General features: G+C 46.9%; 10 protein-coding genes and 1 pseudogene. 9 read left to right on the forward strand and 2 right to left on the reverse strand.

Going from position 1 to position 12,334, the window contains the following annotated elements; genetic code table 11:
- Positions 1–21: 21 nt before the first annotated feature.
- Entirely contained in the window at positions 22–1,188 is a 1,167-nt protein-coding gene (locus XMD564_RS00705) for a cation:proton antiporter (protein WP_173488540.1), read from the reverse strand.
- A gap of 137 nt (positions 1,189–1,325) precedes the next feature.
- Here XMD564_RS00705 and nfuA point away from each other — a divergent pair, with 137 nt between their 5' ends.
- The 4 genes from nfuA (at position 1,326) to XMD564_RS00725 (ending at position 5,613) form a co-directional block, all read left to right on the forward strand.
- Positions 1,326–1,922, forward strand: a complete 597-nt coding sequence (gene nfuA, locus XMD564_RS00710; RefSeq protein WP_173480448.1) for a Fe-S biogenesis protein NfuA — start codon at positions 1,326–1,328, stop codon at positions 1,920–1,922.
- 281 nt (positions 1,923–2,203) lie between these two features.
- Complete coding sequence (lon, locus tag XMD564_RS00715; RefSeq protein WP_173480449.1) at positions 2,204–4,624, forward strand: endopeptidase La; 2,421 nt, start codon at positions 2,204–2,206, stop codon at positions 4,622–4,624.
- Between the two features lie 151 nt (positions 4,625–4,775).
- Entirely contained in the window at positions 4,776–5,051 is a 276-nt protein-coding gene (locus tag XMD564_RS00720) for an HU family DNA-binding protein (RefSeq protein ID WP_173480450.1), read from the forward strand.
- A gap of 211 nt (positions 5,052–5,262) precedes the next feature.
- Positions 5,263–5,613 carry a hypothetical protein gene (locus XMD564_RS00725; RefSeq protein ID WP_173505699.1) on the forward strand — a complete coding sequence of 117 codons (351 nt, stop codon included), beginning with the start codon at positions 5,263–5,265 and terminating at the stop codon, positions 5,611–5,613.
- A 243-nt stretch (positions 5,614–5,856) separates the two neighbouring features.
- Here the strand turns inward: XMD564_RS00725 and XMD564_RS00730 are convergent.
- Positions 5,857–6,285 (reverse strand): annotated as a pseudogene (locus tag XMD564_RS00730) (IS110 family transposase); the annotation flags it as partial.
- Between the two features lie 558 nt (positions 6,286–6,843).
- Here XMD564_RS00730 and XMD564_RS00735 point away from each other — a divergent pair.
- From XMD564_RS00735 to XMD564_RS00755, 5 genes are all read left to right on the forward strand, one after another.
- On the forward strand, positions 6,844–8,631 hold the full coding sequence (locus XMD564_RS00735; protein ID WP_173507641.1) for an acyl-CoA dehydrogenase C-terminal domain-containing protein: 1,788 nt from the start codon (positions 6,844–6,846) through the stop codon (positions 8,629–8,631).
- Positions 8,632–8,751: 120 nt separating this feature from the next.
- Positions 8,752–9,069 (forward strand): SCP2 sterol-binding domain-containing protein, encoded by a 318-nt coding sequence (locus tag XMD564_RS00740; protein ID WP_173480453.1) that lies wholly within the window; start codon positions 8,752–8,754, stop codon positions 9,067–9,069.
- Between the two features lie 67 nt (positions 9,070–9,136).
- Complete coding sequence (locus tag XMD564_RS00745) at positions 9,137–10,807, forward strand: AMP-binding protein (protein ID WP_173507642.1); 1,671 nt, start codon at positions 9,137–9,139, stop codon at positions 10,805–10,807.
- An 18-nt stretch (positions 10,808–10,825) separates the two neighbouring features.
- Positions 10,826–11,383, forward strand: coding sequence for a DUF2889 domain-containing protein (locus XMD564_RS00750; RefSeq protein WP_173494707.1), 558 nt, complete (start codon positions 10,826–10,828; stop codon positions 11,381–11,383).
- The gene (locus tag XMD564_RS00755; protein WP_173494706.1) at positions 11,380–12,129 is read left to right on the forward strand and encodes an enoyl-CoA hydratase-related protein; all 750 of its coding nucleotides are present in this window, start codon (positions 11,380–11,382) and stop codon (positions 12,127–12,129) included. Before XMD564_RS00750 ends, XMD564_RS00755 begins: the two co-directional genes overlap by 4 nt.
- The last annotated feature ends 205 nt before the right edge of the window (positions 12,130–12,334 follow it).

Consider the following 12,334-nt stretch of genomic DNA (forward strand, 5'->3'; position numbering starts at 1 on the left):
AAATGTCGGCTTTTAGGCCAGTTAATCTTTTCTAAGCGAATCTTTAACCGCGATTGGTGAAGGGTAGTTAAAGATGACGATGTAGGTCGATAACAGAAAGCTTAAAATAGCGGTGGCCTGAATAACGTGGGATGCTTCAGTGCCAATTAAACCACCTGCAAAAGCGAGATAGGCAATCAGTAACGAAAACTCAGAGATTTGTCCCAAACGAAAGCCTATCTCCCAGCCTATTGAAGGTGATTCACTGATTCGACCTAAAAGCAGTCGGAAAATAACCGGTTTTAATAGCAGAACGGCGATGGTTAAGATCAGCGCAGGTACTATGATTAATCCAATTAAATTTAAATTGAAGCTGGCGCCGACTGAGAAGAAAAATAGAATTAGGAAAAAATCGCGCAACGGTTTTAGATTGGTTGCGATGTATTGCGAAATTGGGCTGGTTGCCAGAGCAATGCCCGCGATAAAGGCACCCATTTCGGCCGAAAGGCCACCCAGTTTTGCCGCCTCAGCCATGCCAAGACACCAGCCAATCGCCACTAAGAAAATGTATTCATGAAAACGGTCAAACTTCATCAGTAAGGGCAAAATGACATAGCGAACGCCTGCCCATGCAAAAATACCCAATGCCGGTAGTGCGATGGCCGATTTGACGAAACTGCTCATCGGATCGCTGTCACCTCCCGAGTTGAGTATCAACAGGACAATAATGGCGATCACGTCCTGCAACAGTAGAAGACCGACGACCAGTTCTCCGGTGTGTTTGTGGTGTAGGACGGTCGTGGGTAGCAGCTTAATCCCTATGATCGTGCTGGAGAACATCACTGCAGCACCGATGATAACTGACTCAGCCTGACTGAATCCAAACAGGCTACCCACGCTAAAACCTAAGCCTAAGAACAGTGCCGAACTGGCAATCGCCACCAGTGTTGCCTTCTTGAGCATATGGATCAGATGGGCAGGCTGCATATCCAAACCCAGTAAGAACAGCAGAAAGATAATGCCGATATGAGCGATATCGCTGAGTAGATTAGTATCGGAGACCAGTTCAAGACCGTAAGGTCCGAGCAGTGCCCCAAGCACAATATAAGCAACAAGCAAGGGCTGGCGTGTAAACAGTGCTACAGATGCTAGCACCGCTGCGCCGGTAAAAATAAGAAAGAAAGATGTAAACAGACTGTGCTCTAGCATGAGTGCTCTCCGGTGGATGAGCAAATTGTAACAAGTGAGAGAGAAAATCGTTACGTTTAAATAATTGAGTGTTTTACTCGGAATTAATAACTCGCTATCCTATAGCGCATTATCGGTACGACTACTGGAGAGTTTTGATGTTAAATATTGAAGTGACAGAAGGTGCACAAGGTTACCTTGCCGAGCTTCTAGAGAAGCAGAACGTTGAAGGCATTGCGGTCCGTCTGTTTGTGACACAACCGGGCACAACCTATGCGGAAACTTGTCTAGCTTACTGCCGTCCTGATGAGGTCAATGATGAGGACGAGGTGATGCAGCTTGAACAGGTTCGCTTCTACATTGAGAAGAACAGCATTCCCTACCTTGATGAAGCGTTTATTGACTATGCTACTGATCGTATGGGCGGTCAGTTAACGATTAAAGCGCCGAATGCCAAAGTGCCTAAGGTGTCTGCCGACAGCCCAATAGAAGAGCAGATTAACTACATTCTCTACTCAGAGGTTAACCCTGGTTTAGCTTCACATGGTGGTGAAGTTAAGCTTGAAGAGGTCTCTGAAGAGGAGGCTGGACTTGTCGCTATCCTTCGTTTCGGTGGTGGTTGTCAGGGTTGTAGTGCCGTTGATATGACCTTAAAAGACGGTGTTGAGGCGACGCTAATTGAAAAAGTACCTGGTCTGGTCGGCGTTCGAGATGTCACAGACCATAGTCAGCGTGAACAGGCTTACTACAAATAAACTTGATCAGTTACAAGACACAGCGCCTCATTAGAGGCGTTTTTCAATTTGTAAGCCCCGTAGGGCGCGACGTGAAACATCCATCTACAGCGTTGGATCGCTTATTAAGGACGACGGCCATTAATTGCGCAATCCGCCTTGTATCTGAATGTTTCAGATCGCGCTGAGAAATTATGGACTTGTTCGTAGGGTCCCTCGCTTGCATTTTCGTAACGGATCCCCATAAATGACTTATAGTCAGTTTAAAGATCGGTAAAAGATTCACTACAGAGGTATGCATCATGGAAAATAATCAGAGCAGTGTTCAAATTGAACTACCGGTTCTCCCGCTTCGAGACGTAGTTGTATACCCTCACATGGTCATCCCTCTGTTTGTTGGGCGCGAAAAGTCGATCCAAGCTTTGGAAGAGGCGATGCAGCGTGACAAACAGATTCTGTTAGTTGCACAACGCAGTGCCTCTGAAGATGAGCCTAAGATGGATCATCTTTTTCATACAGGCACGGTCGCGACCATACTGCAAATGCTTAAGCTTCCCGACGGCACTGTAAAAGTGTTAGTTGAAGGTGAGTATCGAGCTTCTATTAGTGACTTCTTTGAAGAGGCGGAGCACTATGCGGCTCACCTTCAAGTGCTTGAAGAGGAGGAGGTTGCCCAGTCTGAGGCTGAGCTCTACAAGCGTTCGACGCTGGAACAGTTCGAGAAGTACATCCAAGTTAACAAAAAGATCCCCAATGAGGTCATGACCTCGTTGAATAACATCGATGAGCCAAGTCGTTTGGCCGATACGATCGCGGCTCATATGTCGCTTAAGCTTGATCAAAAACAGTCCATTCTCGAAATGCTGGATGCGAAAGCTCGCTTAGAGCATTTGATGTCACTAATGGAGTCTGAAATTGATCTAGTCGAGGTTGAAAAGCGCATTCGCGGTCGTGTGAAGAAACAGATGGAGAAGAGTCAGCGCGAGTACTATCTGAATGAGCAGATGAAAGCGATTCAGAAGGAGCTGGGTGATCTGGATGAGAATGGCGGTGGAGAGCTCGACGAGCTAGAAAAACGCATTGATGAAGCGGGTATGCCGCAAGAAGCGTTGGATAAAACTAAAGCTGAGTTCAATAAGCTAAAAATGATGTCACCAATGAGCGCTGAGGCGACCGTTGTTCGTGGCTACATCGATTGGATGCTACAGATTCCTTGGAGCAAACGCTCTAAAGTTCGTCTGGATATGAAGCGTGCTTCAGCAGTATTGGATAAAGATCACTTTGGCTTGGATGAGGTCAAAGAGCGTATTCTTGAGTACCTAGCGGTACAGAAGCGTGTACGTCAGCTGCGTGGTCCAATTCTCTGTTTAGTCGGACCTCCTGGCGTCGGTAAAACCTCTTTAGGGCGTTCTATCGCCCGAGCGACCAATCGTGAATACATCCGTATGGCGCTGGGTGGTGTGCGAGATGAAGCCGAGATTCGTGGTCACCGTCGAACCTACATTGGCTCTATGCCAGGTAAGCTAGTTCAGAAGATGGCCAAAGTCGGTGTTAAAAACCCGCTATTCCTTCTTGATGAGATCGATAAGATGGGTATGGATCAGCGTGGCGACCCTGCATCTGCTCTACTAGAAGTGCTGGACCCTGAGCAGAACAGCACCTTCAATGATCACTACCTAGAGGTGGATTATGATCTCTCTGAAGTGTTGTTTGTCTGTACCTCTAACTCGATGAACATTCCGGGTCCATTGTTGGATCGTATGGAGATTATTCGCATCCCGGGTTACACAGAGGATGAAAAGCTGAACATCGCACGTCGCTATTTGATCCCTAAACAGATCAAACAGAATGGCCTTAAGGTGAAAGAGTTGGAGATTGATGATTCAGCGATCATCGATATGATTCGATACTACACCCGTGAAGCGGGTGTGCGTGGCCTTGAACGAGAAGTGGCTAAAGTCGCTCGTAAAGTCGTTAAAGAGATTGCGCTCGGTGAATCAACCGCTAAATCCGTTCTTGTGAACAGTGATAACCTTGAGCACTACCTTGGGGTTCAGAAGTTTAACTTTGGCCGTGCAGAAGATGAGCATCAGGTGGGTCAAGTAACAGGGTTGGCTTGGACGCAAGTCGGTGGTGATATTCTGACCATTGAGAGTGCAGTAGTTCCAGGTAAAGGCCGTCAGGTTTTGACAGGCTCATTAGGCGATGTCATGAAAGAGTCGATCCAAGCCGCTTTGACGGTCGTTCGGAATCGCGCTCAGTCTCTAGGCATCGCACCCAACTTCCATGAAAAACAGGATATTCATATCCACGTTCCTGAAGGCGCAACACCAAAAGATGGTCCAAGTGCCGGTATCGGTATGTGTACGACTCTTGTTTCAGCGTTGACAGGGATTCCTGTTCGCTCAGATGTGGCCATGACGGGTGAGATTACTCTACGAGGTCAGGTTCTTCCTATCGGTGGTCTCAAAGAGAAGCTACTTGCTGCGCACCGCGGTGGTATTAAAACAGTGCTGATTCCAGAAGAGAATCGCCGAGATCTGAAAGAGATTCCAGATAATATTAAGGCAGATTTAGAGATTAAGCCGGTTAAATGGATTGATCAGGTGTTGGAAGTTGCATTAGTAGAGCAGCCTGTTCCATTGGATGATGCCGAAATTGAAGAGCTAACCAATGAGACTAAAGGTAAAAAATTAACTACGGGGTCAAGAACGGCACACTAGACTTAAGTGTCAATTTTATGAAACTCGCTGAAAACACCGTATTTTCTGGGTTTTTAATGTTGACACTGGTTTTAAACAGTTGGTATAAAGTGTTTACGGTTATTTCATAACACAAAACAAACAAAACATACTCTCTATTAAGGGGCACAACGTGAACAAATCAGAACTTATCGATTCTATTGCTGCATCTGCAGATCTTCCAAAAGCAGCTGCTGGCCGCGCTCTAGACGCCGCTCTAGAAGCAATCACTGGCGCACTAGCTAAAGGCGACTCAGTTGCACTAGTTGGTTTTGGTACTTTCGGTGTTAAAGAGCGTGCTGCTCGTACGGGTCGTAACCCACAGACTGGTCAGCCAATCCAGATCTCTGCAGCAACTCTTCCATCTTTCAAGCCAGGTAAGGCTCTGAAAGATGCCGTGAATAAATAAGAAACTGTTTCAATAGCTGTTGATAGATTTCCAAAGGCTCCTGTTCATAGGAGCCTTTTTTGTTTCTTGCCTTTCTTGTTCTAAATTGAAGTGTTTCATTCTTCAATCGAAGTAAAAATATTCGTTCATAAACCGATCGTTTCAAATAATTTCTTAATTTTATACTAAGCTGTCTTAATCGAATCGTTTAATAAACAGGGTGTTTCATTAGATGGCAGAGATCAAAATTGAGGATGTTAGATTTGAAAAACTAGGTGGTATCACCTTACCAATTGTGATGGTAGGCGGTCTTGTTGATCCGCTAGCGGCTTCTTATACTTTGCAGAGGTTCCAATCAGGAAAGCGGGTTAATACTGTTAGAACGGATCAGCGAGCGATTCAACACCTCTATCGCTTCTATGATGAGCGTTCATTGAATTTTAAAGAGGAACTTAGGAAGCTTAAGCCGTTAACGGCAGGAGAAATTGAAGAATATTCTTCATCATGCAGTGTAAATTCGGTTATGATACGGAAGATCCTCTTCATCGAAAACAGATTGAGGCAGAACGAGATAAAGCCGTAGTAGAGCTGGAACGGCTCTTCGAACGCCTCAATGATCCAAACATCCCTGTGGAAGCCGTTGAACAGCATATAGAACATCATATGTCGATATACCGCAATGCAACTTCAATACTAGAGCAGGCTGAAATCATATTGACAGAAGAACAGGCCAAAAAGATTAAAGAGATCATGCCTTTTCGTTTAGATGGGTCCAACCCTAAAGATTGTTTATTCCAGTGCGGCGGAAATAGTGAAGAGGAGTAGCCAATATGACGGTTATCTGATTTACCAATGCAACGCGTTCTTCAACGAGCAATTTGCGAGCGCGGTGCATCGTTAATACAGCCTGCTGCTCCTCGCTCTTAATCGGCACAAATCGCATATTGGGTCTGCTAGCCGCTTCACAGATCGCCTCAGCATCATTGCGATCGTTCTTATCACTTTTACGATACGGCGCTACAAACTGGGGTGCCATCATGCGAACTTCATGTCCGAGCTTCTGAAGCTCTCTGGCCCAGTAGTGTGCCCCTCCGCAACTTTCCATGCCCACAATACAGGGCTCCTGTTGAGCGAAAAACTCTAATACCTTGGCGCGCTTGATCGTTTTCCGTACAACAGGCTTTTCTTGGTGATCGACAGCAAAAACTTCAAAGACGTTTTTGGCCAAATCGAAACCGATACGTATACTTTTCATGGTGGACTCCTGCTATTCGATTGATTATCTCACCTTCAATGTGGCACAAGATGCCGGGATTGGGGGAGTCCATCCCATTTCCCTAAGCTGGTGGAGCTTTTTCATTTTGCTTCCAGCTTTGTTGGTGTGGTTTCTATGCTGTTATCGGTTGTTTTTGGTTCCCTGATCGAGCAGTTATATAACCAGACGCTTCTGCCGTTGGTTGTTTTTTTTTGCTCTTATCGATTTGCTCCTATGCCGTCACTTGTTGGGCAGTTTGTCATAGGACTGGCGAATAGCTCCTCCCGGGTAAAAACATCTTCTGATTGAAATTGTCATTTTCTTTGGCTGTTTATGTAAGTAAACACCCCCTCAATCCCTCGTAATTCTTGGCTTTAATGGTTTCTGAAATCTTTTGTCAGTAAAACTGGTGGGTTTTGTCATTGGCGGATCATGCCCTTTGAACCAAGCTTAATAAAACCAATAAAGCTTAGTTGGACCAGTAAAAAGGTTCAGCGAGACTATCAGTATTACCCTCTAAGAACTGGTAGTCATAACAAGAATGATGAGGATGATGTAATGCCAGAATATAAAGCGCCACTTCGTGACATGGATTTTGTGCTGAACGAAGTATTGAATGCAGAGCAGCACTATCAGAGCCTGCCTGGGTGCGAAGATGCGACTCCGGATATGGTGTCTGCGATCATGGAAGAGGGTGCTAAATTCGCGGAGCGTGTTCTTTCACCATTGAATCAGATTGGTGACCAGCAGGGCTGCCAGTGGAGTGATGGTGCAGTAACGACTCCAGAAGGATTTAAAGATGCCTATCAGCAGTTTGTTGAAGCTGGTTGGCCATCGCTGGCTCATGAAGAGGAGTGGGGTGGTCAGGGCTTGCCTGAATCCATCGGTATCATCATCAACGAAATGGTGGGTACAGCCAACTGGTCCTGGAGTATGTATCCGGGTCTGAGTCATGGTGCGATGAATACGCTGGATGCTCACGGCACCGATGAGCAGAAAGAAACTTATCTGACCAAACTGGTGTCTGGTGAGTGGACCGGCACGATGTGCCTGACTGAGCCTCACTGTGGTACCGATCTGGGTATGCTACGAACTAAAGCAGAGCCTCAGGAAGATGGCAGCTACAAACTAAGCGGCACCAAAATCTTCATCTCGGCCGGTGATCACGATATGGCAGACAACATTGTGCATATCGTACTGGCACGTCTTCCGGATGCACCTGAAGGCACTAAAGGTATATCCCTGTTTATTGTGCCTAAACATCTTCCACAGTCTCTGGGTGAGAACAACGGTGTGTCCTGCGGTTCGCTTGAACACAAGATGGGCATTCACGGTAACGCAACCTGTGTCATGAACTTTGATGATGCAACAGGTTATCTGATTGGTCCGCCAAACAAAGGTCTGAACTGTATGTTCACCTTTATGAATACTGCACGTCTGGGTACCGCATTGCAGGGCCTGGCTCATGCCGAATGGGGTTTCCAGAACTCTCTGGTCTACGCAAAAGACCGTTTGCAGATGCGTTCATTGAATGGTCCTGCAAGCCCGGATAAACCTGCCGATCCAATCATTGTTCACCCTGAAGTGCGTAAGATGTTGCTGACCCAGAAAGCCTTTGCAGAGGGTGGTCGGGCATTAATCTATTACTGTGCACAGCTCGTAGACCAGGTGAAGCTGACAGAAGGTGAGGAAAAAGAGAAAGCAGATGCGCTGCTCGCATTCCTGACACCAATTGCCAAAGCCTTCCTGACTGAAGTGGGTTTCGAATCCGCTAACCACGGTTTGCAGGTCTTTGGTGGTCACGGCTTTATCTCCGAATGGGGTATGGAGCAAAACGTACGTGATAGCCGCATATCAATGTTGTATGAGGGCACCACACAGATTCAGGCGCTGGACCTGTTGGGTCGCAAAGTGCTGATGTCTCAGGGTGAGTCTCTGAAAGGCTTTACCAAAATCGTACACAAGTTCTGTCAGGCTGAATCAGATAACACTGAACTGCAGGCGTTCATCAAACCTCTGGTTGAACTGAACAAAGAGTGGGGTGAACTCACTATGCAGATCGGTATGAAAGCAATGCAGAACCGAGATGAAGTGGGAGCTGCTTCGGTGGATTACCTTATGTACTCCGGCTATGTGGTACTGGGTTATTTCTGGGCTCGAATGGTAAAAGTGGCTCAGGAAAAACTGGCTGCAGGCGAGGGTGATCAGGCGTTCTACGAAGCCAAACTGGCAACCGCTAAATTCTACTTCGAACGCATCCTGCCGCGCACACGTTCTCTGGTGGTAACTATGCAGTCAGGCTCAGATAACCTGATGGCACTGGATCAAGAGAAGTTTGCGTTTTAGGGCGGCAGTATGAAAAGAGTTCTGAACAACCCAGTAGGCCGCACAATGTTGCGCGGCCTGCTCAAACTGAACGCCAAACGTTATCAACTTAAAAATAAAAACAGTTCCGGGAGTACACAAATGGCTGATATGAATTCAATCTTTACCGAAATGAAAAGTCGCTTTAATGCAGATGCTGCAGCGGGCACAGATGCAGTGTTCCAGTATGAAATCAGTGACGGTGGTGAATGGTTTGTAACTGTACAGGACGGCAGTTGCGAAGTGACAGAAGGTAGTAATGATGATGCGACCGTTACCCTGCGAATGGACACTGAAACACTTGAAGAGGTGATGTCAGGAGAAACTGACGGCATGCAGGCGTTTATGAGTGGCCGTATCCAGGCAGATGGCGATATTATGCTGGCAACTAAACTGGCTGCGATTTTCCCTGTAGCCTAAAATTTATTACAACAAATAAATTTGAACCTTCAGGTTCTCTATAAGAATAACTATTGAGGAGCCCACGATGGTGCAGCAGCTACCTGCGGCGGATACTATTCCGGCTGATATAAATTCATATGGCTTTCAGACCGTACCCGATGTCCTGCGGTACAGTGTCGAAAAATATGCAGCGCGCCCTGCATTCACCAGCTTTGGACGTACCATCGATTACCAGGAGCTGGATGAGTTATCGGATGCGTTTGCAGTCTATCTACAAAAAGAAACCAGTCTTCAGCCCGGTGACCGCGTCGCTATCCAGCTACCCAACCTGATTCAATACCCTATTGTGCTGTTTGGCATTCTCAAAGCGGGGCTGGTGGTTGTGAATACCAACCCGCTTTATACCTCCAATGAGATGGAACATCAGTTTTGTGATTCCGGTGCCAAGGCGCTGATCATTCACAAAAGCATGGCGCACAAAGCAGAAAAAATATTGCAGAACACCGCCATTGAACATCTGATCGTGACGCAGGTGGGAGACCTGCATGATTTCATTAAGCGTAATCTGCTTAATGCAGCCGTTAAATATCTCAAGAAAATGGAGCCGGATTACAACCTTCCGCAAGCCGTGCCACTGCGTAAGGCTTTAATGCAGTATGTGGGTGAATCACCCGAAGCAGTTGAGGTAAAAACGGCGGATGTTGCCGTGTTGCAGTACACCGGGGGGACAACTGGCGTGTCCAAGGGTGCGGTGCTTACTCATGCAAACCTGATTTCCAATATGCTGCAAGCTGAAGAGCGATTGGTGATGCCGGGTGTGAACTGGGCTGAAACCGTTATTTCACCGCTGCCTCTTTATCATATCTATGCCTTTACGGTTGCCCAGGTGGTCTCCCTGTTGGGTGGTCACAGCGTGCTTATTCCAAATCCGCGTGATATTCCGGGTTTTGTTAAGGAGATGGGCAAGTGGAATATGAGTACCTTTGTGGGCCTGAACACTCTGTTTGTTGCACTCTGTAATAACGAGGATTTTCCAAATCTGGATTTCAGCAGCCTTAAATTCACCGCATCTGGTGGCATGGCGCTGAATCCATCAACCGCAGCTTTGTGGAAAGAAAAAACCGGCTGCGAAATCATTGAAGGCTACGGTCTGACCGAAACTTCTCCAGCCGTTTGTTTCAACGATCCAAACCAGGCTCACCTGGGCACTATTGGTAAACCTATGGTACATACCGATCTGCGTCTGATCGGCACAGATGGCGAGGATGTGCCAAATGGTGAAGCGGGTGAACTTTGCGTGAAAGGGCCGCAGGTAATGCGAGGTTACTGGCAACGTGAACGCGAAACCAGCTCCGCATTTACAGATGATGGTTACTTCATTACTGGTGATATCGCGACCCGGGATGATGAAGGCTATATCCGCATTGTGGATCGTGCCAAAGATATGATTCTGGTTTCCGGCTTCAATGTTTATCCAAACGAAGTTGAAGATACTCTGACCCTGCACCCGGATATTGTTGAGTGTGCCGCTATTGGTGTACCAGATGATATCTCAGGAGAAGTAGTGAAAGTCTTTGTTGTATCCAGTAATCCATCTCTTACCGCAGAAGAAGTGCGCGGATGGTGTAAGGATAAGCTGACCCGCTACAAGGTCCCTAAACAGGTTGAGTTTGCACAGGAACTGCCTAAATCCAATGTAGGTAAAGTTCTGCGTCGCATGCTGAGAACACCTGAAACTAAATCCGATGCTGCCTGAATAGCGAGAACATTGCTTATGCCGCTCTCAAAACCCGTTCGTCGTAAAAAGCATCATAATCGTAATGTGATGTGTAATGGCTTCGAACGTGATGATCAGCTATGGGATATTGAAGCAAGAATGACCGATATCAAAGCCTATGATATCGATAACCTTGAGCGAGATGGTTATGTCTCTGCAGGTGAAAACTACCATGATATGAGTATCCGGGTGACCATGGATCGCCGGTTCTTAATTCATGAAGTGGAAGCCTGTATCGACAGCAGCCCCTTTCGCATGTGCCCCAGAATTGCGGATGCCTTTCGTAAGTTAGAAGGTACCCGTATTGGTCCTGGGTGGCTAAGACAGGCAAAAGAGAAGTTGGGTGGCGTTTTAGGCTGTACCCATATGAATGAGCTGTTGCCAGTGGTAGCGACCACCGCCGTACAGACTCTATGGCCTGTGAGCAAAGAGGATGTTCTGGAAACCGGAGCTAAGCTAATGCTCAATAGTTGCCATACCTGGGGGCAGAGCAGTGAGATGGTAAAGACCTACGCGCCGCAATTTTACCAACCGGAAAGTGAAGTGAACGGATGACAGATTTGGTTCTATACAAGGTGAACGATGGTGTCGCTGAGATTGCGCTGAATCGACCCGATAAGAAAAACGCGATTACCCTGAATATGTACGAACAGGCCGTATCCTATCTGGATCAGGCGGCTTCGGATGAAAATGTCAGAGTGGTACTGTTCCGCGGTGAGGGGCAAAGCTTCTGCGCCGGAAACGATATTCAGGATTTCGTTTCAGGTATGGGCTCCCGCGAAAATCTGAAAAGCGTGGTCAGTTTTCTGCATCAGATAGCCACCTATAAAAAACCTCTCATGGCGGCCGTACAGGGCAATGCGGTTGGCATTGGAACCACCATGATGATGCACTGTGATCTGGTGATCGCCTCTGAGGATCTTAAATGCCAGATGCCTTTTGTACATCTGGGTTTGGTTCCGGAAGCCGGGGCAACTTTGATCATCCCCTCGATGTTAGGCCAGAGGCAGGCCTTTGAACTCCTGATTGAAGGCCGCCCATTTGGTGCGCAAAAAGCACAACAGAGCGGTTTAGTAAATGCGATAGCCGAAGTTGAAACCTATCTCGACGTTGCCAGAGAAAGAGCGCAAGCGCTGGCTCGTTTACCCAAAGAGGCGATTCTGGAATCCAAGCGTCTGATGAAAAAGCAGTATCAGGAAAACCTGCTTGCTGTGATTGATGAAGAGCTTGAGGTATTTTACGAGAGACTGTTTTCGGACGAAGCGCGTCAGGCGTTTATGGCTTTTTTACAGAAATCATAAAGGGGCAACAGCCCCTTTTCTGTTCCCCTAACTTATTTATTTTTCAGTGAATATTTCCGTTTATAAGGCGCTTTATGTCGCTAAGGATAACGGCCGAAACCGCTACGCTATTGCCAGCTATAGCGATAAAGATAGCAACCAACAGCCCTCGTTTTTCTGACTTTTCATACTTTATCTGCCAGCAGCAGATGTTGCTGTGCAGACC

Source organism: Marinobacterium sp. xm-d-564 (assembly GCF_013283345.1).
Classification (GTDB): Bacteria; Pseudomonadota; Gammaproteobacteria; order Pseudomonadales; family Balneatricaceae; genus Marinobacterium_E.

What these genes read in the sequence shown, in the direction of transcription:
- XMD564_RS00705 (WP_173488540.1), bottom strand. Translation starts at nt 1,188, where the DNA reads ATGCTAGAGCACAGTCTGTTTACATCTTTCTTTCTTATTTTTACCGGC.
- nfuA (WP_173480448.1), top strand. Translation starts at nt 1,326, where the DNA reads ATGTTAAATATTGAAGTGACAGAAGGTGCACAAGGTTACCTTGCCGAG.
- lon (WP_173480449.1), top strand. Translation starts at nt 2,204, where the DNA reads ATGGAAAATAATCAGAGCAGTGTTCAAATTGAACTACCGGTTCTCCCG.
- XMD564_RS00725 (WP_173505699.1), top strand. Translation starts at nt 5,263, where the DNA reads ATGGCAGAGATCAAAATTGAGGATGTTAGATTTGAAAAACTAGGTGGT.
- XMD564_RS00735 (WP_173507641.1), top strand. Translation starts at nt 6,844, where the DNA reads ATGCCAGAATATAAAGCGCCACTTCGTGACATGGATTTTGTGCTGAAC.
- XMD564_RS00740 (WP_173480453.1), top strand. Translation starts at nt 8,752, where the DNA reads ATGGCTGATATGAATTCAATCTTTACCGAAATGAAAAGTCGCTTTAAT.
- XMD564_RS00745 (WP_173507642.1), top strand. Translation starts at nt 9,137, where the DNA reads ATGGTGCAGCAGCTACCTGCGGCGGATACTATTCCGGCTGATATAAAT.
- XMD564_RS00750 (WP_173494707.1), top strand. Translation starts at nt 10,826, where the DNA reads ATGCCGCTCTCAAAACCCGTTCGTCGTAAAAAGCATCATAATCGTAAT.
- XMD564_RS00755 (WP_173494706.1), top strand. Translation starts at nt 11,380, where the DNA reads ATGACAGATTTGGTTCTATACAAGGTGAACGATGGTGTCGCTGAGATT.